This is a genomic window from Exiguobacterium sp. s152 (genome assembly GCF_018618335.1).
Lineage (GTDB): Bacteria > Bacillota > Bacilli > Exiguobacteriales > Exiguobacteriaceae > Exiguobacterium > Exiguobacterium chiriqhucha.
This window is the reverse complement of the sequence record NZ_JACSLX010000009.1, coordinates 23,431-47,652: the sequence shown is the minus strand read 5'-3', so window position 1 is coordinate 47,652 and position 24,222 is coordinate 23,431. Positions and strand designations below refer to the sequence as shown.

Here is a 24,222-nt window from a genome sequence, read left to right as displayed (position 1 = left end):
GTACTCCCATCATGATGTCTTTCGTTTTTCGCGCTCGAGTTGCGCTTTGCCAAGCTCTGTCGCGGTCACGTGCTCCGGGTCAATCGTTTTCAACTCACGGTCGATGCGAATCCCAAGCGCTAGGAACGTGATCAGACCCACGATAACGACGATGACGAGCGTGAGTAGCGTGATCCATCCGAGCATCGAGCTCGCGATCAACAGCAAGAGAAACACGAGGTTCCCGACGGCCAACCCGAACTCGGACCGTACTTTCTGTTGGTAGCGAGCATCGTCGTTGAAAGTGAGAAGCAACTTCATCCGATGCCACCCTTTATACAGTACGGGCAGCTGTCCAACCAAGATGATCGGCAACAGCAAGAGGACGTCTGTCACCCAAAAATAGATCATGAACAGTGCGATGATTCCTATCGTCGGGTACAACATTTGTTTTTGTCGCTTTCGATCGTTCTCCATCATGCGCTCAAGTCTTGTGTTATGATCAACCATCCAATCCCCCTCATCAAACCTCATTACCTTCTTTTACGAAAGGAAACGGCAAAACGTTTCACTCGACTCGAATATCGTTATCGAGAATGTACATTGTCTCTTCGTAGCGTTGTTTACTGTCACGATCGTCTTGTTGGCGTAGCATCTCGAAAAACGCTTCGTACAATTCTCGATGAAGCGGCTTCCGGCGAATGATGACTTCTTGGATAACGCTGATTGCGGTATCTCGTAGCACCTTATCATTCACCCAAGTAAACAGTTCTCGAACGAGTTCGTCCGCTTCGAGTGAATCCAACCCGTTGAACCAAATAATCGCGCCATCGATTTTTTCTTCCGGATGATTGCTATAGAGCAGGCGTCGTGCATCGTCCAAGAGTGTTTTACCCTGGTTCATTTCAGTGATCGATTCTGGAATCATTTCTGCAAACATTCCCATGTCAACGGTCGTGATCGCTTCACTAAATTGACTGAACGAATCGAACAAGACATCAATCTCTTCCGTATCCGTATCGATATAGGCAATCTTTGGCGTCGTTCCTTCCCGGTAATCAAACGCGAGGAAAAAGTGTCCGTCACCGGCGAAGGCAATCAAGCGCTCGTCCTCGACACCCCATTCGGTTAACAAGGCCTTCGATTCAATTAACCCATTATGTAACCCGACCCCCGAAATCGAGTCGACGAGAGCGATGTCATCTTGACCATTCCATTTTATAGGCAAGTCGCGCTGTTCGACGTATCCCCCGTTTTGTATCCGGATTGACTCAAGATAATCGTCCGGCAGCTTCACCCCGAGTCGCGTCTCCACTTCCTTCAACACTTCTTCCGTTAATGTGGGCAACCTATTCGGGTCGTCCGGTATATCATTCCAAATGATCATTAGTCCCCTGCTTTCTTCAATCGCTATATTTCTTATCCCAACTCCGCTTCAACCGCTCCCGTTTCGTAAAGCCAAGCAAGCTATCCACGACATGCTCGTGATCGATCCGAAGCAAGCGGGTATCGAGCCACGTCTCAACCACTAACATGCCTGCAATCAACACCGCCGACAGTCCACTGAATACCGGCAATCCGAAGTATCCTGATACATACCCGCCCATCAGACCGAGCATGACCCATAACATCGCAATCGCGATGACGCCTTTCGCCCGAATCAACCGTTTGTAGGATCGACTTTCATTGAACGTCACAGATACGCGTGTCTTCTTCCAAGCTACATGACTGAGCGGGACAGCCGTCATCATCAAAAAGGAGAGTATGGCTAGTAGTGGCAACGACGCATTGGCGTAAATCCACCACCCTAGCCCTAGTCCAGCCGCGGCAGCCCATAATAATTTAAAGACCCCTTTTTTCGGTCGTATCTGTAACTGCTCGATTCGTTCTTCTCGCGTCATCATCATTTGTTCCTCCTTGAAACCAATTCGGACATTTACCGTATATACAAGTAGCATACCAATAATTAGGAGGTATTTCGATGGATATTCTGATTTTAGTCGCCTTGCTCGGTATCGCCGGATTCATCGTAACCCGTTCTTATACCGTCTATCCGTCATCTTTCGGCGACCGTTCACCCGTCCAGCCTCACGCCTCGCTCACAACAAAATGCCCGCATTGCCAAACCGTCGTCAAACGGCAGGAACACGGGCAGACTTGTTCGACTTGTCGAAAATCCTTTTAGACGGCTTGCTTTGCTTTTTGGTGGGCCGTCTCTTTATTTCCACTCAACTGGAACAACAACACCCCACCAACGATTAACACGATGCTAAGCGCTGTCTTCCATGTGAACGGGATGGCTTCGAGCCCGAACCAGCCGAGCGTGTCCCATAGGAGCGCGAATAGGATTTGCGACACCATGACAATTGAGATGGCGTGGCTCGGTCCGAGCTGTTGGACGCCTTGCGTCACACTCATGACGACGCCGACCCCAATGATGCCGCTGAACCAGTACCACGTCTCCATCCCCGTGACCGCGAACAGACCAAATCCTTCACTGATCAATCCGACGAGTAGCGACGCCAAGAAGCCGAGGGCGAGCACGAGCGTCGTCGTCGCCCACGCCCCAACCTGTTCTTTCACTTTGGCGTTGAACGTATTCTGCACACAGACGAGCATGCCGCCCATGACCGCGAGCATCATTCCAAGTGCCATGATGTGTCCTCCTCATTCATAAATACTCTCCCCGGCGACGGCAATCAACCCGGCGCGATCCATGATTGCAATCGATCGACGATCCCGTTCAATCAATCCCTGCTCGACGAACCGCTTGAGCGTCCGGTTGACGTGGCGATAGCTCGTTCCAATCAAATCGGCGATATCGGTCAACTCATCGACGGTCGACCCGAGCGTCGTCTCTTCCGGTGTCATCGACAACAGATAGCTCGCGAGCCGCACATCGACTGGGTAAAACAAGTTGAAACTCATCGACTGCGACTTCATCTCGAACTTTTTTGTGATGCCTGCCAGCAAATAGTGGAGCCACGTCACATCATCTTTCGCATGACGCGCGAGATCATCGAAGCGGACGACGAGCATCTCGACCGGCGTAACCGCCTCGACCGTGTTCAAGAACGGCGTGCGGCGAACGTATTCGATGTCGCCAATCAAGTCGAGCGGATATTTGAACGACAAGACGAGCCGCTTCCCGGCCGCCGACGTGTGGGCCACCCGAATCTTTCCACTGACGAGAAAGTGAAGATGCTCGGCCTTAGCGCCTTGGATGCAAATCGCCTCCCCCGTCGCGTAACGGACGAGCTTGAGTTGAGGACGTACAGCTGATGGGAGTACCTCATCCAGCCCATACCGCTTCATGTAGTGGTCAATCTGTTCCATCGCACGTCATCCTTTCAATACGAGAATCCCAACAATCATCATGACGACACCGAACAGTTGCGTCCGGTTCAAGTCACGGCGCAACATCCCGAACCAGCCGCGCCAGTCAATGACGAGCGCGAGGGCAAGCTGGGCGATTAAAAATAATGAGATGGTGAGGGTGACGCCGAGCTCATGCACGGCCGTCATATTGCTGAACAAGATGAACGCAGCGAACGCTCCCCCTGACAAATAAAGCGGCTCGACGCGACGCATGTGAACATACGACCGGTCGCGAACGAGAAGCATAATCATGAGCGCAACGACGAAGCCCGTCAATTGCGTCAACGTCGCAGCTTGCCACGTCCCGATACTTGAACTGATGCGTGCGTTGGCTACGCTCTGTAGCGTTAAAAAGAAGCCGCCACTGATGGCGAACAGTACTCCGCGCATGATGTCTCTCCTCCCTTATGACAATCGAATCAGCATGATCCCGATGACCATGACGAGTAAACTGACGAGTTGTATCCCAGTGACCGGGTTCTTGGCGGCCCCGAACCAACCAAAACGGTCGATGAGCAGGCTTCCGCATAGCAAGCCGACAATGACGATGACGACGGCGATGCCGGTCCCGACCATCGGCACGATTAAGACGTTCCCGCCGATGAACAGTGCCCCGATGATCCCACCGAGCCAAATCCACCACGGCTGACCGCGTAACCCGCGCCATTCGACGCTCGGCCGCAAGACGAGCAAGATGAGCAGTAACGTGACCGTCCCGACAATGAACGAAACGAGGGCCCCTTTCAAGGCCGATTCGAGCACCGTTCCTAAATAACCGTTGATGGCCGTCTGTGTCGCACTCATCATACCGGTCCCGATTCCGACGAGGCGCCAGGCGTTCAAATTGCCGGTTCCGGTCTGCGACGAGGCGACCAGTTTGCCGCGACGACGGTTAATCCAGTCCGTGAGCGCGACCGTCCCGACGACGCCGAGTAACACGAGCAAAGCCCCGAATACACGCCACGGCGTGAGGACGTTGACGGCTGAATTGAACCAACCGAAGTGATCAATCAACAGTCCCATCAAAATCTGTCCGAAGATCGGCATGATGACGGTCTGGACACTACCGAGTCTTGGGAACAACAAGATGTTCCCCGTTAAAAAGATGACCCCTAACAAACCACCCGACCACATCCAAAACGGTTCTCCTTGGAAAATGGATGATTCAATCCCGAACGACTGCCCGGTGAGCAGTAACGTAAGTGTTAAAAAAGTCGTCCCGATGGCGAACGACAGGAACGACGCGACGAATGGTGACCCGACGATGGTGCGCAGACGTGAGTTCACGCTCGTCTGTATCGGTAACAAAATCCCGATGACGAGTCCAATAATAATGGCTAACATATTCTCTTCCTCGATTCTCTCTATATACTGTGTACGTTTCAAGCTTACTCCTCGAGCGCTCGAGCATAAAGGACCGATGTCCTGAAATATGAAAAAAGACGAGTTCCGACTATCAGGAACCCGTCTTTTGATGTGTACGCCGCTCAGTTTTCGCTTCGTCGAACATCCGATTCGTGACGTGATGTTGATCAAATGTCAGAACGATTCGGGTGACCATGTATGAAAACAGTAACCCGCCAATCGTCCCAGTCACCAACATGACCATGAGTGGCCAAATCGTGAGAAGGCCCGTGTGATAGGCAGCGAGTAGACAGATGAACAGCAAAAAGATGAACCATTCGACGATGAAATCACTGTAAATCCAACGTCGATAGCGAGGATCCGGATTAAATGTCAGCAACACTTTCGTCTTGCACCACGCGACACACAATTGGGGCAAATACACTGCAAATAGAATGAGCGGTAAGTAAATCGATGTCTGATACGAGATGAATGCGACAGCGATCAAGCTGAAGAAAAGTCCCCAGTAGCGCCAGTGCCACGTCGCATCCTCATGCGCGAATAATCGCTCGATTCGTTCTTGTTTCGTCAAGATCATCACATCAACCCCCGCGTCGTCATCAATTCAGATCGGACCGGTTGGACTGTATCTGCGCTTTGGACAGCTTCGTTGAAGCGTTTATACAAAGGCGGCAACGTGACGGCAATCCCAATGGTGAGAATCCACGTCCACCATGGAGCCTCCAATTTATAACTTGCCACGCTACCGACGATAATGACGTACCATCCGCTTAACACCCAGTAGACGTTTCTCGTCGCGACTTGTGCTTTCGGTTCCGCAGACAGATTGGCGAGCGCCTTGCCCTCTTGTATTACATATACAATCGAACCGATTGCGAATATACTCATCAAACCTGCCCATACCCACCACAGTTGATCGGCGAGCAGCGTGACAAACAATAGTCCAGGGACAGGAGCGAATAGCATGTCCCGCCGCCGCTTCTTTTGCTCACGGTATCGGTTCATTTCGTCAATCCGTTGTTGTTTCGTCATACGATTCCATTCCTTTTCTAATCATTGATTCCGTCAAGTCGACGCTTCAGCTTCTCACGATTGGCTTTAGCCAGCATGTTTGACGTAACGTGTTCTGGGTCGAGTTTGAGCAGTTTTCGATCCATCCACAGCGGCAACAACACAGACGGTGGTGCCCCGATGACCATCGCCCACATCAATACGTCCGGATGAATCTGCCCCGTCAAAAACAGGGTGATGAGACTGAACAACGTGAGGAAGGTAGCTACTAAGATAAAGAATTGTCCTTTCACGAGACGCCGATATGTCCAGTCGTCATTGAACCGAAGATACAGGACGGTCTGTTTCCATTCGAAAAACAGTGTCGGCACAAGACTGGCCACCGCAATCACACCAGAATACGTCGTGTGCATCATGAAATAAAGCGCGCTCACAAAGATGACGACACTGCTTCCAATCATGAAACGACGATACGTCGTGTAGATTTGTAACAATGCCTCAGTCCGGGCTTCTCGATCCATCTCATCCCTCCTCAGTCTCTGACGTTGTCGAGCCGTATCTCACGAAGCATCGGATGCTCCGGATCGATGTTCATCAACCGCTCGTCTTGCTTTCGGATCAAACGATACCCGACATAGATGACACCGACCGCTACACCCAATATCCACGCGTACGTCCACCCTAGCTTAAGCGTCAGGGCAAACGACAAAAGGAAAAGGACGAACAGCGCAAAGACAAATCCGTTCCGACGGACGATCATCTTTTTGGCTTCCTCTTGCTCGGTCAACTCGGTCTCGACTCGATTCGCCTTGAAGAAGATTCCGCCTAATAGTAACAGACAGACGAGCGCTCCCGCCACGTACCAACCGTTCCATGAATCCGATTCGATAAATTCGACGAGACAAAACACCATTGGAAACGTGAGCAGACTTTGGAAAACGGCCGTCTTTATATTGGTTTTATAAATCAGATTGATGCGTTCTTGTTTGTTCATCAAATCCCCCCTTAAAAACTTTCCCGCTTGACGTCTCGACGCGTCGGTTGCTGGGGATCAATCAGCTTTACTTTCTCATCAAGTAACCGCTCGACAATCACTAGCGCTAACGCTGTAAAAGAGAAGATGAAGAATGGGACCCAACTGATTGTTTCGAGCTTCATGAGCAACGGGAAAAACAAACAGATAAAGACGACCATCATGTAGTCGAACACATATTGGATATGGATGACCCGCTTCGCTCGAATGTGGTCTGTGAAACTGCTCATGAATCGACTTTCCCGTCCAATCATCACGCCGTATATCAGCAACGATGCAATCATCAAACTGCCATACAAGATTAATCGTGTCTCGGTTTGTAAAAAGAAAAAGAGTAATACTCCTATTGGAATCGCAAAGCCAAGTCGTACGAGAAGCCATTTTCGGTTTGCGGTAACCATTTGCTTCAAACGCTGATGTTTATTCATCTTGTTCACCTCTTATCTCACTATACGATTCCACCAGAAAAAAAGTTCCGTTTTTTTACAATTAATTCGCGACAGGTCTCTCGCTTGACTAACAATATATTTCCTTTTATAGTTTAGTTAACTTAACTATATTAAAAGGTAGAAAGACTGAGGTTTTCTTTATGAATTTGCTACGAAATCCACGCTTCGTATTCACATGGTTATCCGGCATGACGCTCACGCTCGGCTTCTCGATTTTCTTCTTGAGCGTATCGTGGCTCACAATCGATGTGCTGAAGCAACCCGCCCTCCTCGGGATTATCATGACCGCCGTCTCGTTGCCGCGTGTCGTGATGATGATATTCGGCGGTGTATTCGCCGACCGATTCCAAAAGAGTCGGCTCTTATTTTTGACGAACCTCGGACAAGGTCTTCTCATGGTCGCGGTCGTGGCGCTTCATCTTGCGGACGCGTATTCGGTGTTCGCCTTGATTATGATTTCCATCGTGTTCGGACTGCTCGACGGCATGTCTTATCCGGCGTTGTCATCTTTGATTCCGTCGCTCGTCAAACAAGAAGAGCTGCAGCGTGCCAACTCGCTCTTCCAAGGGACGCTCGAGCTCATGTTCGTGTTCGGACCGTTCCTCGCCGGTGCCTTACTCACATGGGGCGGCTTCGGGCTCAGCTTCGGGACGGCGGCCGTCTTGATTTTCATCGCCGCTATCTTGATCATGCCGCGTTTGATTCGTGACTCCATCCCCCTAGCCCGTGCGATGTCGCTCGGTCATGTCATCGTCGATTTGAAAGAAGGCATTCGTTACGTCTCGAGCACGCCGATTTTACGGAGCGGGACGCTGTCGATTGCTATCGTCAACTTGTTCGTCATGGGACCGCTCATCATGAGCATCCCGATTCTCGTCGGTGAACGGGGTGGCAACGCGTTTGATTTGAGTTTGATTGAAGGTGGACTTGCTGTCGGGACGTTCGTGGCGAGTTTTCTCGTCCTGTTGTTCCGCTCGGTCCACCGAGGTCGCTTCGTCTTCCGCGTCCTGTTTTTGACGATTGGGGCATTCTTCCTCTATACGCAGGCGCAGTCCATCACACTCCTTGCCTTGGCTGCAGCTGCGAGCGGATTTATGTTGATGCTCGTCTATTTGCCGACGGTCACGCTCATGCAAGAACATAGCGACCACGACAAGATTGGACGCGTCATGAGCATCATGGCGCTCGCCGCATCCGGGTTAGAGCCGATCGCGTTCGCCGTCCTGTCGATTTTGGTCGCCTTGGCCGTGCCGATTCAAACGTTACTCATCTCGTTTGGTATAATCGGATTAGTATTGAGTAGCGTGTTATACGTGCGGAGCCAGACGTTCCGTGACACGCGATGAAAGGAGAACGACGATTGAATGACACACGCAAACAGCAAGTCATCGAGATGTACCGTCAAATTGACGAGCTCGACTTGTTGTTCACCAAATACTTTACCGAGTTGAACGAATTCGAACTCAGTTACCAGCAAGAACAGATGTTACTCCTGTTCAAACGCCAAGACACGTGGACGACGACCGAGATTGCCGCGAAGATGAATATCTCGAAAAGTGCGGTCAGCCAAGTGCTCAAAGTGCTCGAACAGCGTCAGTTCGTAAAAAAAGAGAAGAACCCGGACAACTTGCGCGAGAGCTTCATCCGGCTCGGCCCAATCGGTATGGAGTATTCGAAACAAATCGATGCCATCGAGGAACGGCTCGCCGAAGAGATGTTCTCCGTGCTCGAAGATGACGAGATGACGATGATCAATCGTTCGCTCGCGCTGATGATCAAGAAGTTCAAATGAAAAATGCGTATCGTCCCTTGCTTGGGATGATACGCATTTTTGGTTAGAGGTGCTCGACGACCCGCTCCGCTGCCCGGAGCGCGCCTTCGATATGACCACCGAACAAGGAGTCCGTCTCCGTCCCAGCGAGTGAGAGCCGTCCTTCCCAAGGTGGATCGAGCGCGATCGGCTGATAGACGGGGAAATCGGTCAACGGTTCCTCGTCTCGAACCGTGGCCGTATGCCGGTCGCTCGACCAATCGACGTATAAGACGTCTCGCGGCTGTCTCGCCTCTTCCCCGAATAGTCGCACGAGTTGATCGATGACGCGACGATTCAGTTCGTCTTGGTCGAATACCGAGCGTTCGGTAGCAGACAACCGGAAGAAGCCGAATAACGCCGCAAGTCCACCCGGCTGTGAGGCGTCATGGATTTCCTGCAACACCCCGGCCCAGCTCATGCCTTGACCAGATTGACCACTGTCGCGCCAAAACGGGCGGTCATACACGGCGAGTACTTTCGCCTGTCCAGCCATCCAGGTCGGCGTATTTGCCAGCTTTGACTTCGTCGTTTCAGACAGTTCCGGTTGAAACGAGATGCGTGAGACAAGTCGTGGCGGGATAGCTAGGATGACGTACTTGAACGTTTGGGACCGTCCTGTTTCGAGTTCGATGGAGACCTCGTTTTCAGTCTGGTGAATCGAGGTGACGGTCGACTTAAGTTGAATCGTTCCGGCAGGCAAAGTCGCAGCGAGTGCCGTCGTCAAGCTGGCCATGCCTCCGACGAGTCGCATCGAGGGGACGGTGTGACCGGACGGGAGCGTATGGCGCTCGATGACACCGAACTGCCGCTCGAGCATCAAGTCTCCGGCTGTATATTGCGAGAACGTTCGAAGACCCAGTTGGTCAACCAGTTGCGTGATTGTCGTCTCCGTCTCTGGCCAGTACCAGGTCGGGCCAAGGTCGAAACCATTTTGGCTTAACACACGTCCCCCGATGCGGTCGCGCGCCTCGAACACGGTGACGTCATAGCCTTACTCGATGAGGAGCGACGCGGCATACAGCCCACGCCCGCTCCGATAATCGCAATTGATGGATTCATGAAAAAGCTCCTTCTTTGTATGTAGTGTTCCTATTATACTGAAAAAGACGAATATACATAATTTGGGCTCACTGCTCAAGAAAGGGCGTTACGAGGTGAAGCGTTTCTTCTTTTACATCTTATTTCCCTACATCTGGGTGATGCGAGGGTTATATCGATTGATCAAAACAGAAAGTACAATGACTTATGCATTCATGCTGTTCTTTGTCCCCGTCCATGTCCTCGTCATCGGATATGGCCTCCAAGTGTCGCTCTTACTAGAAACCGCTTTTATGATTTATCTTTCAGCAGGATTGTTTACGCCGATGTATTACTTCGAATCGGATGTCAGACTTAGACGCACAAAGCCAGGATATGTTCCGCTCAATGAACGGTAACGTCTAAGAAAGGAATTCCCAACATGCCCAATACCGTTAAGATGCTACTTTATCCGTTCCTTGCAGGCATTCGTCTGTTCTCTCGATTTCAAAGAGGCAAGATATTAATGTATCTCCTTGCCTATCTATTCGTATTCTCGTTTGAAGGGTTGCTGTTTTTCCAAATTCTCTACGTACCCAATTTACTTCGGACCTTTGTAATCATGTATCTCATCCTCGGGATGATTTACGTCGAATTTCATTTTGATGATTTAGACCGGAAGGAGTCGCTTTGATAGATGACTATCACCTTGGAAGGAACAACGATTCATACTGCTCAATCAACTTATCCAACCAGTCATCCTGTACTTCTTCTGATTCCATGCCTCGCTCTAAGTCATCTATGATTTCACTGTTCGGAAAATAAAGGCGTAACACAAACAGACTGTCTGTGATCGTCGATACAAAACTTTGATCGTCGACGTTGATGGTCAAATACGCGCCTCGAATCATCCGTTTGACGAGTGACCGTTTTTCGTTTCCCGTCATACGTCTTGTCTTCAATTTCACTTGCGCTTCTCGTAACTGATCGAACAAATCTCGATTCAACACTCGGCTGATCCGCTCGTCAGGTTTCATGTACGGAAAACGATGAGACAAGTCAGTCCCGTCAACACATGCACACATGTGACGTAACCAAAATCCCCATTCAACATGATTAGTGGGCTCAAGCACTGTATCCAACAGCCCGATGTCATAATCAATTTTGATTACTTCCGGATGTTCCTGCAACAGAAGCATAGTCCGTCGCTTTAATACGTCAACGTCCACTTCCCGTTTGACGATGACCGTCACGTCTAAATCGGACCGTCCGGCCACAGCAGTCCCACGACCGACGCTACCGTATACATATACGCTATGTAGCGCTTCTGCGAATTCTTCTCGCAACAACTGAATCACTGCATCGAGCACTGGCCAAAACATCGGTTGAATCCGTGTCACGTCTGTTTGATTGATGACGTAACCCGCCTCGTCTGTACCTAGTCGCGTTGGTCGCTCCATCACACACCCTCCTCAATAAACGTCGTCACGTCGAGCACTTGCTCGAGATCACCTCGTGCGACGTCTGGTCTTGTTTTACTCAACCAAACCGGATAGTTTCCACGAAGCGAGATTTTCGTCCGTTGCTCATATTGTCCCGCGAGCCAGTCGTAAGCAGGGCGATGATACGCGTAGTCCTCGTCTTGAAAAATGCCGTACGCCGGATTCCCAAACAAGTAGCCACATGTATTGGCGGCTTCCCAGGCGCCCGCATGTTGATGTGTATAGTAAATGGCCATAGGTCCACCCTTTTTTAAGAAGATACTGTTAGCATAACTGACCTGCTGTTTCCTTATCCATCATGGGAATCGTTTGGGTTTGTCTGAATTTGGAAGTATACTAGCCGTATGGATTACATAAAGGAGGAAAAAGCATGAATGTTTTAATGACGTTACTATTTAGTTTATTGGCAATACTTGTCCCACTCGCGTTACTCATCGCGGTCATCGTGATGATTGTTCGATTTATCGGTCGCTACGAGACGCGGGCGGACGCGCGACTCGAGTTGGATCGTCAAACCGCGGCTCATCAGCAGCAACAGTTCGACGTCTTAGTGGAGCGCCTCGAGCGAATCGAAGAAAAAATAGAGACACGCCCTTAATGTCGACATCGCTCACGATGTGGACGAAACGTCTCGTCACCACAGCCATCATCGGTGGTCTGTTACTCGTTGCGACTGTTACCTGCCAACACATATTCAATATGTCGGAAATCAATCTGTTGATCGATAAAGCGGACGAACAACAACTCAGTTATGAGTTGATCATCCATAACCCGCTCACCAATGCTTACAGTTTCGATATCATTGATGATTAAGTCGAAAGGAGTGGTTGAATGGATTGGACTACTGTCATGTTGATTGCTTCATTGATCTTGAACGCCTTCTTGCTCAATATCATTGCGCAACAAGCAAAGGATATGAGTGCATTGAAACGAAAACAACTTCATACCGAACCAATCGTTCAAGATGCTGAGTTTCATGCGTCGATTAAAGAAAAAATCGATACGATTGGCATGATTCCGACCGTTAAATTCTTGCGTGAGACTCATGGCATGTCCCTGCTTGAAGCAAAACGACTAGTCGATCGCATTACAGGTCGATCAACATCATAAAAAGGAGTAGCGCGCTACTCCTTTTTGACTGCCTTCATTTAGGAAAGGAATCCACTTTCCCACGCTCATATACTTTATGTGTGACGTGTTCTGGGTCAATCTTCGTAAGCTTTTGATCAATATTAGATGACATAATCCATCCAATCCCATAGAGGGCTACTATGACAACACTCAAACCGAACTGTTCGGGATGTAAGAGCGTTGTCAGTATCAACAGACAATAGAGTGCAATGAGGCCCATCGCCACCCAAAACTCAAGGCGAACTAGTCGCGTGTATTCGGAGGACGAGTTGAATCGTAGTAACGTGCTCGTCCGTGCCCAAATCTTAACGAGAAAGATGGAGGGGACTAAAAGTACAAACCAGACCAGTTCAGCAAGTTGCCGTTCCTCGTTCATCAATAAAATAAATCCAATAATCGTGACCAAGGAAAACAGAAGTGCCGCCTGTCGGGTCGAGCGCTTCCCTGAGTGATAGAGTTGTTCGAACCGTTCACGTTGGGTCATATTCATGTTCCTTTCTTACGGTTGCATCGTTACTATTCAAATAGACTGTTATACAAAGAAAAGAGAATGTTCATGAATCCTGCACAAACCGAAGTCCTGGTCTATTTCCAACTGCTAGCCGACGATTTTTCAATCGAAGACGTTTCACATCGACTCGGATTAACCCCTACCGAAACATTTGAACGAGGCGATAAGAGTACCTACTCGTCTCGTCCTCGTGCATATACATCGTGGTCACTCTGTACGGGCTATCAGCCCTCATTTGATGTGAACAATCAGCTGCAACACATCATCGCTCAACTTCGCGGCAAAGAAACAACTTTAGAGGACATTTATAACGCGTACGATGACATCCGAGCGAAATTCACCATCGTAGTCGTGATGGAAAACGGTCAAACACCGTCGCTTGTGTTTGATTTGGAGACGATTCAATTCGTCGATCGGATTCGTGCCGAGTTTGACATTGATTTATATTCGAATCCGTATGAAGAGGACTATTCATGACTTAAATCCGAATCACTTCCGCCTTCATTCCACCGCTTTAAAAGGAACCGGCGACGACAGGTTGATAAGCGACGATGGCTGGCCGTATGCCATCGATTCATCGATGAACGCCTCGAGCGTACGCACGTTTTCCGTCACCACTTTGACCAAGTAGCTATATTGGCCGGCGAGACGATGGCATTCCATCACGCTCGCTTGTTGTCGGCAGAACTCACGGAACGCTTCACACCGTGTCGTGTCATACAAAATGAAGGCTGTAACATGCTTTCCTAACTTTTCAGGATTGATTACGGCACGATATCCGGTGATGACTTCGCGTTCTTCGAGCCGCTTCAAACGTTCATTCGCAGCAGGCGTCGATAAGCCAATCCGCTTCCCAAGTTCCGTGACAGAAATCCTGGCGTTCTCTTGCATCAAACTAACGATATGTCGATCAATTTCGTCCATTTCCGTCCCTACTTTCAAATCGTAAGTTGTGCGTCCAGTCTTCCGTGCATTTTAAGGAATCACATGCAGAACTCCGTTGATATCGTATGTAATCAAATCTCTCCCCCGGCTAAACTTAATATAACGTCAACAAGGGGGAAACAGACACGAAGCAAAACACAGTCGTACCATTATTGATTATCGACGTCCAAAAAGCGTTCCACGATCCGAGTTGGGGCAATCGGAATAATCCGATGTTTGAAGCAAACACTGCACGTCTCATCTCGACTTGGGAAGATGCCAATCAACCGATCATTTACGTCCAACACGTCTCTCAAGTGCCTGAATCATTATTTTACTTCCTGAAGGACGGTCATTTGTTCCATGACTTCATTCGTCCACGCGAACAAGACACCATCCTCACCAAGCAGGTCAACAGCGCCTTCATCGGTACGAACCTGCAAGAGCTTCTCGAAGCGTATCAAGCGAAATCCATCATCGTCACAGGATTGATCACGAACCACTGTGTCGAGACGACCGCCCGCATGGCCGGCAATCTCGGATTCGGACCAATTGTCGTGTCCGATGCGACGGCGACGTTCGACCGCCGTTCATTGAGCGGTTCGTTGATTCCAGCAGATTTCATCCATGACGTCTCCCTCGCCAACTTGAACGAAGAGTTCGCGACCATCCAAACGATGGATGAGGTCATCGCGATGGTTCAAACGAAAGTAGTACAGACCCAATAACGGGCTGTACTGCTTTTTTCTCGATGTTAATACCGTACTTATCCAACTAGTTCCTGTAACGTTATTCAGCAATTTCTTCTTTATAGCCACTAATTAAAAATGGAATCTTTAAATTCGCAAGCTTCATTAAGAAATCGGGTTCAAACTCTAGTTTCACATCAAGGTGATAGACGACACCTAAATTGATATGGATACAATCGGCTCCACAAGAACGAAGGGTGTCGATATGCTCCGTAAGGATGTCCACCATCCAAAAGAGTCCGATATACGGATTTTCCATTTGTTGAAATTCAAGTGGTGGTTCAAATGACGCATGACCGTACGTAGCAATTCCTTGCCATTTCCCTACGCGCTCAATCTCCCCGACTTCTGTTTGTTTATAAAATTGAATGCCTGTTTTTTCTGTTGCAACGCGAGGTGAGAAATTCTCTCCGGTTAAATGGCAAGGAATCATAAATTGATCTGGAGGATACCTTTCGAGCGTTTCACTCATGATTGTGGACTCGGATACTTCACCGCATTTTTCTCGAGCTTCTCTTCAATCGCCTGCGACACATCGATCCCTGCCGCATGAGCGAACGTCAGCGCGTAGATGAGGACATCCGCGAGCTCTTCTTTCATCTCGACGTATTTCGTCTCGATCGCTTCTTCGCTCGACACCCATTGGAACAACTCCAACAGTTCGCTCGCCTCGAGCGATAGCGATAATGCCAAGTCTTTCGGGTTATGGTGGAACGCCCAATCACGCTCGTCACGGAATTCAATCACTTTGTCCATCAATCGTTGTACTTCGTTCATGTCTGTACCTTCTCTCTTTGAATGTGTAACAACTTATCTCGCAACGCTTGATTGCTCGCATACAAATAAAGTCCTCGGACGCCTCGCTTCATCAACACATTAATCGAGTTCAATACAATCTGTTCTTTCGCCAACTCGACATCTTTGACACCGTCAATCCCAGCGTAAGCTCCTGTATCTTTATAAAGATTCGTGTCGATCACCAAGCAATCCTTCGTCTCATCGTACGTTACCGAAGGACCTAACACGACGCCAACGTAATTCAAGTCAAAACCTTGAATCGTATAAATCGATCCAGCCTCGGCAATCGTCTCAGATTTCTCGGCCCACGTCGTCTTGCCTCCCGTCGTATTCCACGGCATCTTGTACGACCCGTTCGACCCATATACGTAATACGTTTCCCCATCTTTTTTATGAAGGTAATCGAACGTCGACACCACTCGGCTGAGCCCATGTTTCTTGTCTTGTTCGATAATCATTAGGTGCATCTCTTCCAACGTTTCAAACACGCGTAAATCATAGTTTTTAGAAGCTGGGAATGCTTGTATCTGCTTAGCTTTGAAGGTGTTAATCCAATCGATGACATCCTCATCCGCCTGCATCCGAAACTGATTCGTCAGTTTATATGTTTTCAAACACTTCGCTTTTTCTTTAAACTCATCCAACTTGCTTTGATCCCACCGACTCTTCAGCTTTAACACTTGGTCTTGATCGAAGATAACAATGACAACCTTGGCGATCTTCATCAATTCTTCGAGATGATTATCTGCCCGAAAGTTGTTGTATGCATCTGACTTCGTCAACAGGAGGTGCGCCTCGTCGACCAAAATGATATCGACCTTCTTATCTTTTAACTTGTTAAGGAGCGGCGTCGGTTTGACGAAATTGACAGCCTTCAAGTGTTTGACTTGTTTGGCAATCCCTTTATACGTCTTCAGCATCTCCTCGTGATTGACGACCAGATAGTTCTCCGTTTGATACAGATTCGAACCCGCCTCATTCGTTCGCGCCTGAATCGTATTGAAGATGGAGCTCAGTACAACACTCTTGCCGACACCGGCCTCGCCTTCAATGACATACAAGTCTCCATACGTTTCTTCGGGCTTGGCCTTCGCAATCCGTGTCTCACAGAACTCGAGCACACGCTCTTTTAAATCCATCTGTTCAACGGATAGTTCTTTGAACGGCGACAATTTGAAGATGTCTTTGTTCTCGATGGCGTGCAGGTCGTTTTCGACGAGCCCATTCTTATGTAGCACACCCCATAACTCAGGAAACAGCTCATTGTCGTAGAACGATTTATTGTAATAATTGTGTGTGAAGTCGCTTGCCGTCTTGCTTTTGTTTTGTAACGTATACTTCTCGTCCCCTAAAAAGTAGTTGATCAACTTCGTCTCAAGATGAAACGTCGCCGATCGATTGAACGTCTCATGCTTCACGAGATTGATTTGGTCTACATTTTTCCGATCAGCTTGTTTCAGCTTCAGATGTTGTTTCATACGTTTTTGGAAATGCACCGTTTCCCCGATATACGCTTCCTTCTCTCCGTTCAAAATATAAATCACCGGATAGTTCAAATAATCGGCTGTCCGATCAATCTCATCTATACTCGTTTTATCAAAATCTAACGGAATGACCTCAATCATCTTCACTGACACACCCTCATCTAATTTCAAATTATCTCCAGTTTAGCATAGCCTTATTCCAATTCATTACTCAAGTCTTTCCTGAATCAATGGTATACTCCAACTAAAAAGGGAGGGATTCGGTGCTTACGTTCGACAACGTCTCTGTTCGCCAACAGGACACGCTCATCCTTGAAAATATCTCCTTCACCATCAATCCGGGTGAAATCGCAGCCATTCATTGTGGCGTCACTTCCCGGGAAATATTGTTCGCATTATTGACGGACACGCACTCAAACTACTCCGGGACCATCGATACAGCGAATCGTACGCTCTCTGTCTTCTCCATTCGTGACGGATTGTATGACCGGCTGACTGTCGAGGAGTACTTGCGATTTACGCACACGCTTTACGAATCGACGGAATCGCTGGATATCGTCCTGCAAACCGTTCAACTCACACCGTATCGGAACAAACGATTGAACCGGCTCAGCTTGTCTCTCGTCCGGCGCGTCCAATACGCGGCCTTGCTCTTACATAATCGGGACATCTATGTGCTTGAAGAACCGGATCAAAACGTCGACCAAGAGACACGGCACTTGTTCGCGACCGTCTTGATGCAACTGAAGCAACAACAAAAAGTCATCCTGCTTCTGACGAGCAACATGGAAAGCGCCCTCTTCGTCACGTCGACCGTCTATCGCATCGACCACCGGCACTTGCGTCTGCTCGACGTAGAACCGGATGAACCGGATGCGAACGAAGACGTCACCCCTGACGTCATGCACGTCCGCTTCGAGAAGATTCCAACGAAAGTGAACGAGAAAATCGTCTTGCTCGATCCACCAGAAATCGACTACATCGAGAGCCAGGATGGACAATCCGTATTACACAGTCAATCGGAGCAATTCCCGAGCGTCTTCACGATGAACGAGCTCGAGACGCGTTTGACTCCGTACGGCTTCTTCCGTTGTCACCGGTCGTACATCGTCAATCTTCAACGGGTGCGGGAAGTGATCACGTACACGAAGAACAGTTTTAGCCTCGTGCTCGATGATTCGGCGAAGACAACGATTCCCCTCTCGAAGACGAAAATGGCCGAATTGAAGACGATGATTGGGTGAAATAGGCTCCATTCACAGTCCGATTCGCTCCACTCACTCCTCGTAAAGCGCCATTTACCGCCATTCTAATGCGTTCTCCTCTTCCTCTCGATATGATGAAAGCAAGCAAGACGACATCGACGAGGAGGAACAAGAATGGACTCAATCATTCAAGTGAACGGATTAAAAAAGCTATTCGGCAATGAAGAGGCGTTACGCAACGTGACGTTTTCTGTCGGCAAGGGAGAAGTGTTCGGCTTCCTCGGACCGAGTGGATCCGGGAAGACGACGACCATTAAAATTTTGACGTCGCAGCTCGCCCAGACGTCGGGTGACGCCACCGTGTTCGGCGTTCCGGTCTCGGAGTTGAAACAAGAACAGTATCGGAAGCGGATTGGCGTGTTGACCGACAACAGTGGCCTATACACGCGCCTCTCGATTGAAGAGAATCTGCAGCTCTATTGTGACCTGTATGACGAACCGCGGCCACGAATCGATGACGTCCTACAGATGGTAAATTTGGCCGGGGAACGCAAAAAACGCATCGCGGCACTCTCACGCGGGATGCTGCAACGGGTGACACTGGCCCGGGCGTTGTTACATGAACCAGAACTATTGTTTTTAGATGAGCCGACGTCCGCGCTCGACCCGGTCAACTCGCGCCACATTTATAAAGGGATTGAACGATTAAAGGCAAAAGGGACGACGATCTTCTTGACGACGCACGACATGAACGAGGCAGAGGAACTGTGCGATCGCGTCGCCTTCTTGCATCAAGGAGAGATTCAACTGCTCGACGCTCCGAAACGATTGCGCCGGAAATATGCGAATGGCTCGATGCGCGTCGAACTGCATGACGGGGAAATTGTTGACTTGAAACAAGGAAAAGACGGGGCCGACTGGCTTCATGAACAGATGCGCGACCAAAACATCGCGGCCATTCATTCGAACGAGCCGACGCTCGGGGATATCTTTATCGAAGTGACGGGGAGGAAATTATCATGACATTTTCAATGAAACGGGCACTCGCCATTTTTCAGAAAGACTACAAAGACTTGTCGCGGAACTTATTCGTCTCCTCGACGTTGATCATGCCGCTGTTCTTCGCCGTCTTCTATTCACAGCTCGGTGGAGAAGGCATCGATGTGACGTACTTCGTCATCAACATCACGTTCAGCCTCGTCGCGACGTTCGTCCAGTGTGCCTTGATCGCCGAAGAGAAAGAGAAGAATACGCTCCGTGGGTTGATGTTGTCGCCGGCGAGCACGCTCGACATCTTGCTTGGGAAGAGTGCACTCACATTCGTGACGACGCTCATCCTCATCGCGGCATGTGCCTTTATTATGGGATACACTCCTGCGAACCTGCTCGTCATCTCACTCGCATTGATTGTATCGACGTTCTTTTACATCGGGATTGGGACGATTCTCGGATTGATGACGAAGACGGTCATGGAAGCTTCGCTCATCGTCATGCCGGCGTTTTTCTTCTTCTCGTTCTCACCGATGTTGTTGGTGTACGAGGACCGTTTCTCTATCATCGGTTTACTCGAGTATTTGCCGAACATCGTCTTGATCGACCTCGCGCATCAAATCGAGGCGGGAGCTGGACTCGGCTCTACATGGGTGGAGCTTGTGATTCTGTCCGCTTGGGCACTCGTCATGTTCGTTGGAAGTATCGTGATGTATAACCGGAAACAGACGGATTAAAAGCTGTAATGCCTCTTAACCATAGAGGCATTACAGCTTTCAGTGCAACAAATACGTCATTAGAAAATTTTCGACAAAAGTACATCCTAAATAATTTATTCAAAGCTTTCATTTTTTTGTTTTTCTCTTTCTAACTCCCATTCCTTCTCTGATTCAATTTCTTTTTCGAATAATCGTTCTTCGTCCTTTGCCCAATTAACAATCACTATGTCGTCGCTCGTTTGTAAATCTAAAAGTAATTTCAGACGTAATTTCATTATAGTCGCTCTTGAACCCCACCACGAATTAGGTTTCAAGGAGTGTTTAAATATATTTAAGATGTCTATTGGATTTTTTGATTTAGAAATTAATTCTAATGCTAGTGGAGTCCATTCTAAAGCTTCATTTTCTGTTTTAAATGGCTCGATAGCGTATGCGACTTTTAAAATTTTTATGGGGTCATCGTTACACCAAGCTATTATTGTACTATCCTCAATAAGATTCAATGGATTGAAGTTGGATAATTGCCATTTTCTTAGCCCATCCATTACACCTTGCTTCAGAAATGAATCTAAGAAAATAACTGGATGCGTTTCAATGATAGCTTCTATAACTTGCGAATAATCTTTGAAGCGAATAACGCGATGAGTAGTTGCATTAATAACATTATCGCACACCATCTGAATTAATTTCGCTTTCGATTGTTCTGAAAAACATTTCTTTATCACATACGATAAATGGAAGAGTAAGCTTTCATTTTCATTATTCTCAAAATTGTACTCTGCAATTATTTTTTGTCCTGTTACTAGGATTTCTTTACTAAGAGAATCTATTTTCATTCTGTGCAGTTGCATACTCAAGATATAGATTGCTACGCCCTGTCCCTTTAATTTAGAGGAAATTATGGTTAAAAGCTTACACAATGAATCATTTTTAATTGCTTCATGGATTTCCCCATATCCTAAAGCTTTATAGTGGCTGATTGATACATCATTAAACATGAGTGAGTCTTTCAAACGTTTTATGTCTTTACTGTTCATTACTGCACAGTTTTGGAGATAAGGATAAATTTCTATTAGTTCCGCATCATGACTTGCAAAATCTAAATATTGATTATAACGTTCTCTATCAATACGACCTGTTCCAGTTAAAAAACCTTTAATCAAATCGTAATTCCGTTCATTTTTAGCTATAGATATCATCGCGTCATACATGGTTTTCCAAATCTCATCAAGAGAAGTACACGCATTCGCCAATCCTTCGCCAAAAGCAGAAATCATTATCCCTTGATTAGTCAATAATGTAGGGATTAATTCATTTAATATTTCTTGATTTAAAACTGCTTCTTCGGCTAACGAAAAAACTATTAGATTCATTTCTTCATTTCTGTCAATTTCGAGTTTTTCTGTAAATTCACTTTCTAAATCAATCAAATCCAATTGTTGTAAATTATTGGTCATAACAAATAGTTCGATTCTATCAATCAAAGTATTCGGTTTCATTAGGGATAAAAGGTGATTAATTTTTTCCGAACTCTCTTCATTCATTTCATTAACATGATATTTCGAAATACTTTTTACAGCTAAATATCCCTCAATCCACGAAGAATTGCCCAAGATTGCTAAAGCCGCCTCTTCCAAACTTTCATGCATCCAACCTATTATCCACAAGCCTCTGAATTTGTTTGCTAACAATAGTTTCGCTTCTTTTGAATATGGACTCGATATAGCCAAATTTGCAGTGTAGTCGATAAAAGTTCTATACCATTCTTCAGTTTCTGCTCTCGAATTTGGCATATAACCATAATTTCTTGAATGCGCACCGAACTCATAATTGTAGTAAGAGCTAAATTGTCTTGTCTTTAAAGTCGAGCTTAATAGAGAAAAACCAAGATGCACTTCATTTTTGGATTTTTTTTCTATTAAATTTTTAATAATTTGAAGTCTTTGAATTGCCGTAGCATGTGTGCCAGACAAATACAGATAGAACAATGAGTTTAATTTTTCCCTTACTGAATTATTATTTTCATTTGGTTGTTCAGAAATTGCAAATCTACAAAGAAGTTCAGTTGAGGAAGTAAATAAATCGCTATCATATGCTAAAGATGTGAGGAGTGTTGTGATTTTGTTAAAGTATACATTTTTTCTCGAAAAAAACTCGTTCTTACTTTCTTTCTTCAAAACTCTTTCAATAGCTTTAATGGTTAATGATTGATTTACAGGAGCAATATTCTTAAAAATATCAATATGAAGTTGATCTAATTTTTCTACATCACTCAATAAACCATTTTTGTGCAACCATCTAGATGCAATTTGATTCGCTTCTTTAGAGTCGTGAAGATAACTTAAACGTCGAGAGAAAGACTTTAGTAACCTTTCGCACCCTTCACCTTCTAAAATAGAACATATTTTATTTACAGGAATAGTTTCTAAAGCTGATTTCGCCAATCTGTTTGCTATAGCATGAGGTAAAACCGCCCTCCACTTGCTTCTTTCTTGAATAAGTTGCCGACGTTCTAGCAACTTCACATTTCGATAAATGTCCTCAATCTCCATACTAATGAGAGATCCTAGAATCTTTAATTCGTTGATGCCATCTTCTGTTTCTACTGTCTCAATATTAAACGAGTATAAAAGTGAACAAACTTCCGCGACTCTTTTCAACTCATTATTGTTTTCATTTCTTTGATGAAACAATCTATCAAAAAGTTCAGTATCTCTTAAATTTCCTAGATTTTCTCCTTGACGTATTGTAGCCGATAAGGCTAGAGCAATACGTGCATTACCCCCAGAAAATTTTGCTATAGTTCGATTATCCACATCACTGATATGTTCATAACGTGACCGAATCAGATTAACAATTAGTTCTTCTGAAGAAGCTTCCAGCCTATATACTTCTGTTTCTTCTGAAAGATCGTCTCTCACGTCGTATTCTATTGTGATTAAACTTATTGAACTTTTCGATTCTAGGCAAATTGCATTCAAACGCTTATGTAGCTGCGGGTTACAGTTATCAATTACTAAAATGGCAGGAGTACTTAATGCCACTAAATACTCAGCAAATGCTATCGGATTAGGTTCTGGACTATCACTTAAATCAGTGTAGAATACTTGAGATTTGTTTAGACATTCACTACTATCACTTATCCGTTCATCGAACAGTGCTTGTACAAATCTTGTTTTTCCTACCCCAGACAAACCAACAATTCGAACAGAAGATTTTGGTTCATGTAAAATAATTCGAATTTCCTTTAAAGCTTTTTCAACAGATTTGCCTTCATTGTCTATATTAGAGCTATTATAGACACGCAACTGTTCATCGAGTAGATATTCTTCATCACTCCCCTTTGGTGACCTTGACCAGTTGCCAAAGCTTTTCCATCCATTTAATTTTCGATTGTTTTTTTCTCTAACCCAAATAATAAGTGAAGGATGACTCCTTACCCAACTCGCAATTCTTACATTGTCATAGAATTCTAATTTTAAGTTTGAAGCATTCGGATACCCTTTCAATGCTTCGTGCATAGCCTTTTTTCGGTTTTTTAAAGCGGTATCACTAGTTGAACTTCGACTACTAGCTATTACATAAGCTCCGTTAGAATCAATTAATTCTTTAATTGCTGGTCTAAGCTTTTTTCCAGGACACATCTCGTTATATATCGCTTTTGGACTCATATCCGGCCTCTTTACTTGAAAGCCTGTTATCGAACTTGGAATGAAGCTACCAGTTGGCACTTTTCTATCAAGCGATACACGAACATCAATCCCGCCATCTTTTGCATCTTGATTTCCTCCCCAAGTTACACCCGCAGTTGATAATCCAGAGCTTCGTAAATCTGCTTCGCAAAGAAGGGCAATTAGAGTTCTTAAATCAGTATCATTTAAATTTGAAATATCTTCACCTGTAATTTCAAACATAATATGTAATCCACCCCTTTAATAAATATTCATATTTGTTAAAATCATTCCATTAATCTTTTAAAAGTACATTAAGATTACCGGATATTTATTATGTGAATACAATCAAAAATTAATAAATAAAAATCGGATAGATTATACTGCCTAGTATAATCTATCCGATAAAATTTCAAATGAAATTCACTTTAAAAAGATTTAAGTGGTAACAAGTCGAATTATAATTTCCAGGTAATATGCATCGACATCGAGA

At 46.5% G+C, this 24,222-nt stretch carries 33 protein-coding genes; 12 read left to right on the top strand and 21 right to left on the bottom strand.

Annotated elements, in window-relative coordinates:
- Window positions 1–9 precede the first annotated feature (9 nt).
- Genes KNP72_RS13560 through KNP72_RS13550 form a run of 3 tightly spaced genes read right to left on the bottom strand, consistent with a single transcriptional unit; the run spans window position 10 to window position 1,883 of the window.
- Complete coding sequence (locus KNP72_RS13560; protein ID WP_214833979.1) at window positions 10–489, bottom strand: hypothetical protein; 480 nt, start codon at window positions 487–489, stop codon at window positions 10–12.
- A 58-nt stretch (window positions 490–547) separates the two neighbouring features.
- Complete coding sequence (locus KNP72_RS13555) at window positions 548–1,366, bottom strand: SMI1/KNR4 family protein (protein WP_214833976.1); 819 nt, start codon at window positions 1,364–1,366, stop codon at window positions 548–550.
- A gap of 16 nt (window positions 1,367–1,382) precedes the next feature.
- The gene (locus KNP72_RS13550; protein WP_214833974.1) at window positions 1,383–1,883 is read right to left on the bottom strand and encodes a hypothetical protein; all 501 of its coding nucleotides are present in this window, start codon (window positions 1,881–1,883) and stop codon (window positions 1,383–1,385) included.
- A 77-nt stretch (window positions 1,884–1,960) separates the two neighbouring features.
- Here KNP72_RS13550 and KNP72_RS13545 point away from each other — a divergent pair, with 77 nt between their 5' ends.
- Window positions 1,961–2,164, top strand: coding sequence for a hypothetical protein (locus tag KNP72_RS13545; RefSeq protein WP_214716092.1), 204 nt, complete (start codon window positions 1,961–1,963; stop codon window positions 2,162–2,164).
- On the opposite strand, the gene KNP72_RS13540 is transcribed toward KNP72_RS13545, so the two are convergent.
- From KNP72_RS13540 to KNP72_RS13500, 9 genes are all read right to left on the bottom strand, one after another.
- On the bottom strand, window positions 2,161–2,634 hold the full coding sequence (locus KNP72_RS13540) for a DMT family transporter (RefSeq protein ID WP_214833971.1): 474 nt from the start codon (window positions 2,632–2,634) through the stop codon (window positions 2,161–2,163). The two genes, KNP72_RS13545 and KNP72_RS13540, sit on opposite strands and share 4 nt — an antisense overlap.
- A gap of 12 nt (window positions 2,635–2,646) precedes the next feature.
- Complete coding sequence (locus tag KNP72_RS13535; RefSeq protein ID WP_214833968.1) at window positions 2,647–3,315, bottom strand: Crp/Fnr family transcriptional regulator; 669 nt, start codon at window positions 3,313–3,315, stop codon at window positions 2,647–2,649.
- 6 nt (window positions 3,316–3,321) lie between these two features.
- A complete protein-coding gene (locus tag KNP72_RS13530; RefSeq protein ID WP_214833966.1) occupies window positions 3,322–3,747 on the bottom strand; it encodes a DMT family transporter in 426 nt (141 codons plus the stop codon).
- Window positions 3,748–3,762: 15 nt separating this feature from the next.
- Window positions 3,763–4,701 carry a DMT family transporter gene (locus KNP72_RS13525; protein WP_214833963.1) on the bottom strand — a complete coding sequence of 313 codons (939 nt, stop codon included), beginning with the start codon at window positions 4,699–4,701 and terminating at the stop codon, window positions 3,763–3,765.
- 112 nt (window positions 4,702–4,813) lie between these two features.
- Window positions 4,814–5,299, bottom strand: coding sequence for a hypothetical protein (locus KNP72_RS13520; RefSeq protein WP_214833961.1), 486 nt, complete (start codon window positions 5,297–5,299; stop codon window positions 4,814–4,816).
- Window positions 5,299–5,754: a hypothetical protein gene (locus tag KNP72_RS13515; RefSeq protein ID WP_214833958.1), complete on the bottom strand. Its 456-nt coding sequence runs from the start codon at window positions 5,752–5,754 to the stop codon at window positions 5,299–5,301. The genes KNP72_RS13520 and KNP72_RS13515 overlap by 1 nt, the downstream gene beginning before the upstream one ends.
- Window positions 5,755–5,771: 17 nt before the next feature.
- Complete coding sequence (locus tag KNP72_RS13510; protein ID WP_029596174.1) at window positions 5,772–6,254, bottom strand: hypothetical protein; 483 nt, start codon at window positions 6,252–6,254, stop codon at window positions 5,772–5,774.
- 11 nt (window positions 6,255–6,265) lie between these two features.
- Window positions 6,266–6,727, bottom strand: coding sequence for a hypothetical protein (locus KNP72_RS13505; RefSeq protein WP_214833955.1), 462 nt, complete (start codon window positions 6,725–6,727; stop codon window positions 6,266–6,268).
- Window positions 6,728–6,738: 11 nt separating this feature from the next.
- Window positions 6,739–7,194, bottom strand: coding sequence for a hypothetical protein (locus KNP72_RS13500; RefSeq protein ID WP_214833952.1), 456 nt, complete (start codon window positions 7,192–7,194; stop codon window positions 6,739–6,741).
- 161 nt (window positions 7,195–7,355) lie between these two features.
- On the opposite strand from KNP72_RS13500, the gene KNP72_RS13495 reads away from it, so the two are divergent.
- Window positions 7,356–8,561, top strand: a complete 1,206-nt coding sequence (locus tag KNP72_RS13495; protein WP_214833949.1) for an MFS transporter — start codon at window positions 7,356–7,358, stop codon at window positions 8,559–8,561.
- A 14-nt stretch (window positions 8,562–8,575) separates the two neighbouring features.
- Window positions 8,576–9,007, top strand: coding sequence for a MarR family winged helix-turn-helix transcriptional regulator (locus KNP72_RS13490; RefSeq protein WP_236634598.1), 432 nt, complete (start codon window positions 8,576–8,578; stop codon window positions 9,005–9,007).
- Window positions 9,008–9,050: 43 nt separating this feature from the next.
- Here the strand turns inward: KNP72_RS13490 and KNP72_RS13485 are convergent, their stop codons facing one another.
- Window positions 9,051–10,004 carry a flavin monoamine oxidase family protein gene (locus tag KNP72_RS13485; protein WP_353048461.1) on the bottom strand — a complete coding sequence of 318 codons (954 nt, stop codon included), beginning with the start codon at window positions 10,002–10,004 and terminating at the stop codon, window positions 9,051–9,053.
- Window positions 10,005–10,266: 262 nt separating this feature from the next.
- Here KNP72_RS13485 and KNP72_RS13480 point away from each other — a divergent pair, with 262 nt between their 5' ends.
- A complete protein-coding gene (locus KNP72_RS13480; RefSeq protein WP_214833946.1) occupies window positions 10,267–10,464 on the top strand; it encodes a hypothetical protein in 198 nt (65 codons plus the stop codon).
- 285 nt (window positions 10,465–10,749) lie between these two features.
- On the opposite strand, the gene KNP72_RS13475 is transcribed toward KNP72_RS13480, so the two are convergent.
- Window positions 10,750–11,505 carry a nucleotidyltransferase domain-containing protein gene (locus KNP72_RS13475; RefSeq protein WP_214833943.1) on the bottom strand — a complete coding sequence of 252 codons (756 nt, stop codon included), beginning with the start codon at window positions 11,503–11,505 and terminating at the stop codon, window positions 10,750–10,752.
- Window positions 11,505–11,783 (bottom strand): DUF3841 domain-containing protein, encoded by a 279-nt coding sequence (locus tag KNP72_RS13470; protein ID WP_214833940.1) that lies wholly within the window; start codon window positions 11,781–11,783, stop codon window positions 11,505–11,507. Before KNP72_RS13470 ends, KNP72_RS13475 begins: the two co-directional genes overlap by 1 nt.
- A gap of 134 nt (window positions 11,784–11,917) precedes the next feature.
- Here KNP72_RS13470 and KNP72_RS13465 point away from each other — a divergent pair, with 134 nt between their 5' ends.
- Genes KNP72_RS13465 through KNP72_RS13455 form a run of 3 tightly spaced genes read left to right on the top strand, consistent with a single transcriptional unit; the run spans window position 11,918 to window position 12,657 of the window.
- Window positions 11,918–12,145 carry a hypothetical protein gene (locus KNP72_RS13465; RefSeq protein ID WP_214720099.1) on the top strand — a complete coding sequence of 76 codons (228 nt, stop codon included), beginning with the start codon at window positions 11,918–11,920 and terminating at the stop codon, window positions 12,143–12,145.
- Window positions 12,145–12,360, top strand: coding sequence for a hypothetical protein (locus KNP72_RS13460; RefSeq protein ID WP_214833937.1), 216 nt, complete (start codon window positions 12,145–12,147; stop codon window positions 12,358–12,360). The genes KNP72_RS13465 and KNP72_RS13460 overlap by 1 nt, the downstream gene beginning before the upstream one ends.
- Window positions 12,361–12,378: 18 nt before the next feature.
- Window positions 12,379–12,657: a hypothetical protein gene (locus KNP72_RS13455; RefSeq protein ID WP_214833935.1), complete on the top strand. Its 279-nt coding sequence runs from the start codon at window positions 12,379–12,381 to the stop codon at window positions 12,655–12,657.
- A 34-nt stretch (window positions 12,658–12,691) separates the two neighbouring features.
- On the opposite strand, the gene KNP72_RS13450 is transcribed toward KNP72_RS13455, so the two are convergent.
- Window positions 12,692–13,162 carry a hypothetical protein gene (locus tag KNP72_RS13450; protein ID WP_214833933.1) on the bottom strand — a complete coding sequence of 157 codons (471 nt, stop codon included), beginning with the start codon at window positions 13,160–13,162 and terminating at the stop codon, window positions 12,692–12,694.
- 72 nt (window positions 13,163–13,234) lie between these two features.
- On the opposite strand from KNP72_RS13450, the gene KNP72_RS13445 reads away from it, so the two are divergent.
- On the top strand, window positions 13,235–13,666 hold the full coding sequence (locus KNP72_RS13445) for a DUF4279 domain-containing protein (protein ID WP_214833931.1): 432 nt from the start codon (window positions 13,235–13,237) through the stop codon (window positions 13,664–13,666).
- 24 nt (window positions 13,667–13,690) lie between these two features.
- Here the strand turns inward: KNP72_RS13445 and KNP72_RS13440 are convergent, their stop codons facing one another.
- Complete coding sequence (locus tag KNP72_RS13440; protein WP_214833930.1) at window positions 13,691–14,113, bottom strand: Lrp/AsnC family transcriptional regulator; 423 nt, start codon at window positions 14,111–14,113, stop codon at window positions 13,691–13,693.
- Between the two features lie 173 nt (window positions 14,114–14,286).
- On the opposite strand from KNP72_RS13440, the gene KNP72_RS13435 reads away from it, so the two are divergent.
- On the top strand, window positions 14,287–14,841 hold the full coding sequence (locus KNP72_RS13435) for a cysteine hydrolase family protein (protein WP_214833928.1): 555 nt from the start codon (window positions 14,287–14,289) through the stop codon (window positions 14,839–14,841).
- A 61-nt stretch (window positions 14,842–14,902) separates the two neighbouring features.
- Here KNP72_RS13435 and KNP72_RS13430 read toward each other — a convergent pair whose 3' ends face one another.
- Genes KNP72_RS13430 through KNP72_RS13420 form a run of 3 tightly spaced genes read right to left on the bottom strand, consistent with a single transcriptional unit; the run spans window position 14,903 to window position 17,285 of the window.
- Complete coding sequence (locus tag KNP72_RS13430) at window positions 14,903–15,334, bottom strand: hypothetical protein (RefSeq protein ID WP_214833925.1); 432 nt, start codon at window positions 15,332–15,334, stop codon at window positions 14,903–14,905.
- Window positions 15,331–15,639, bottom strand: coding sequence for a nucleotide pyrophosphohydrolase (locus KNP72_RS13425; protein ID WP_214833922.1), 309 nt, complete (start codon window positions 15,637–15,639; stop codon window positions 15,331–15,333). Before KNP72_RS13425 ends, KNP72_RS13430 begins: the two co-directional genes overlap by 4 nt.
- Window positions 15,636–17,285 (bottom strand): DUF2075 domain-containing protein, encoded by a 1,650-nt coding sequence (locus KNP72_RS13420; protein WP_214834045.1) that lies wholly within the window; start codon window positions 17,283–17,285, stop codon window positions 15,636–15,638. Before KNP72_RS13420 ends, KNP72_RS13425 begins: the two co-directional genes overlap by 4 nt.
- Before the next feature lie 122 nt (window positions 17,286–17,407).
- On the opposite strand from KNP72_RS13420, the gene KNP72_RS16045 reads away from it, so the two are divergent.
- The 3 genes from KNP72_RS16045 (at window position 17,408) to KNP72_RS13405 (ending at window position 20,076) form a co-directional block, all read left to right on the top strand.
- Window positions 17,408–18,388, top strand: coding sequence for a LytTR family transcriptional regulator DNA-binding domain-containing protein (locus KNP72_RS16045; RefSeq protein WP_214833919.1), 981 nt, complete (start codon window positions 17,408–17,410; stop codon window positions 18,386–18,388).
- 135 nt (window positions 18,389–18,523) lie between these two features.
- Window positions 18,524–19,372, top strand: coding sequence for an ABC transporter ATP-binding protein (locus KNP72_RS13410; protein ID WP_214833916.1), 849 nt, complete (start codon window positions 18,524–18,526; stop codon window positions 19,370–19,372).
- Window positions 19,369–20,076, top strand: coding sequence for an ABC transporter permease (locus tag KNP72_RS13405; protein ID WP_214833914.1), 708 nt, complete (start codon window positions 19,369–19,371; stop codon window positions 20,074–20,076). Before KNP72_RS13410 ends, KNP72_RS13405 begins: the two co-directional genes overlap by 4 nt.
- A 95-nt stretch (window positions 20,077–20,171) precedes the next feature.
- On the opposite strand, the gene KNP72_RS13400 is transcribed toward KNP72_RS13405, so the two are convergent.
- On the bottom strand, window positions 20,172–23,972 hold the full coding sequence (locus KNP72_RS13400) for a hypothetical protein (RefSeq protein WP_214833911.1): 3,801 nt from the start codon (window positions 23,970–23,972) through the stop codon (window positions 20,172–20,174).
- Window positions 23,973–24,222: the final 250 nt, after the last annotated feature.

Coding starts and splice junctions, on each gene's coding strand:
- KNP72_RS13430 (WP_214833925.1), bottom strand. CDS start 15,334: ATGAGTGAAACGCTCGAAAGGTATCCTCCAGATCAATTTATGATTCCT.
- KNP72_RS13520 (WP_214833961.1), bottom strand. CDS start 5,299: ATGATCTTGACGAAACAAGAACGAATCGAGCGATTATTCGCGCATGAG.
- KNP72_RS13535 (WP_214833968.1), bottom strand. CDS start 3,315: ATGGAACAGATTGACCACTACATGAAGCGGTATGGGCTGGATGAGGTA.
- KNP72_RS13445 (WP_214833931.1), top strand. CDS start 13,235: ATGAATCCTGCACAAACCGAAGTCCTGGTCTATTTCCAACTGCTAGCC.
- KNP72_RS13420 (WP_214834045.1), bottom strand. CDS start 17,285: ATGATTGAGGTCATTCCGTTAGATTTTGATAAAACGAGTATAGATGAG.
- KNP72_RS13460 (WP_214833937.1), top strand. CDS start 12,145: ATGTCGACATCGCTCACGATGTGGACGAAACGTCTCGTCACCACAGCC.
- KNP72_RS13470 (WP_214833940.1), bottom strand. CDS start 11,783: ATGGCCATTTACTATACACATCAACATGCGGGCGCCTGGGAAGCCGCC.
- KNP72_RS13495 (WP_214833949.1), top strand. CDS start 7,356: ATGAATTTGCTACGAAATCCACGCTTCGTATTCACATGGTTATCCGGC.
- KNP72_RS13465 (WP_214720099.1), top strand. CDS start 11,918: ATGAATGTTTTAATGACGTTACTATTTAGTTTATTGGCAATACTTGTC.
- KNP72_RS13475 (WP_214833943.1), bottom strand. CDS start 11,505: ATGGAGCGACCAACGCGACTAGGTACAGACGAGGCGGGTTACGTCATC.
- KNP72_RS13505 (WP_214833955.1), bottom strand. CDS start 6,727: ATGAACAAACAAGAACGCATCAATCTGATTTATAAAACCAATATAAAG.
- KNP72_RS13515 (WP_214833958.1), bottom strand. CDS start 5,754: ATGACGAAACAACAACGGATTGACGAAATGAACCGATACCGTGAGCAA.
- KNP72_RS13450 (WP_214833933.1), bottom strand. CDS start 13,162: ATGACCCAACGTGAACGGTTCGAACAACTCTATCACTCAGGGAAGCGC.
- KNP72_RS13560 (WP_214833979.1), bottom strand. CDS start 489: ATGGTTGATCATAACACAAGACTTGAGCGCATGATGGAGAACGATCGA.
- KNP72_RS13530 (WP_214833966.1), bottom strand. CDS start 3,747: ATGCGCGGAGTACTGTTCGCCATCAGTGGCGGCTTCTTTTTAACGCTA.
- KNP72_RS13500 (WP_214833952.1), bottom strand. CDS start 7,194: ATGAATAAACATCAGCGTTTGAAGCAAATGGTTACCGCAAACCGAAAA.
- KNP72_RS13400 (WP_214833911.1), bottom strand. CDS start 23,972: ATGTTTGAAATTACAGGTGAAGATATTTCAAATTTAAATGATACTGAT.
- KNP72_RS13405 (WP_214833914.1), top strand. CDS start 19,369: ATGACATTTTCAATGAAACGGGCACTCGCCATTTTTCAGAAAGACTAC.
- KNP72_RS13510 (WP_029596174.1), bottom strand. CDS start 6,254: ATGGATCGAGAAGCCCGGACTGAGGCATTGTTACAAATCTACACGACG.
- KNP72_RS13410 (WP_214833916.1), top strand. CDS start 18,524: ATGGACTCAATCATTCAAGTGAACGGATTAAAAAAGCTATTCGGCAAT.
- KNP72_RS13550 (WP_214833974.1), bottom strand. CDS start 1,883: ATGATGACGCGAGAAGAACGAATCGAGCAGTTACAGATACGACCGAAA.
- KNP72_RS13540 (WP_214833971.1), bottom strand. CDS start 2,634: ATGGCACTTGGAATGATGCTCGCGGTCATGGGCGGCATGCTCGTCTGT.
- KNP72_RS13425 (WP_214833922.1), bottom strand. CDS start 15,639: ATGAACGAAGTACAACGATTGATGGACAAAGTGATTGAATTCCGTGAC.
- KNP72_RS13555 (WP_214833976.1), bottom strand. CDS start 1,366: ATGATCATTTGGAATGATATACCGGACGACCCGAATAGGTTGCCCACA.
- KNP72_RS13440 (WP_214833930.1), bottom strand. CDS start 14,113: ATGGACGAAATTGATCGACATATCGTTAGTTTGATGCAAGAGAACGCC.
- KNP72_RS13480 (WP_214833946.1), top strand. CDS start 10,267: ATGACTTATGCATTCATGCTGTTCTTTGTCCCCGTCCATGTCCTCGTC.
- KNP72_RS13455 (WP_214833935.1), top strand. CDS start 12,379: ATGGATTGGACTACTGTCATGTTGATTGCTTCATTGATCTTGAACGCC.
- KNP72_RS13545 (WP_214716092.1), top strand. CDS start 1,961: ATGGATATTCTGATTTTAGTCGCCTTGCTCGGTATCGCCGGATTCATC.
- KNP72_RS13525 (WP_214833963.1), bottom strand. CDS start 4,701: ATGTTAGCCATTATTATTGGACTCGTCATCGGGATTTTGTTACCGATA.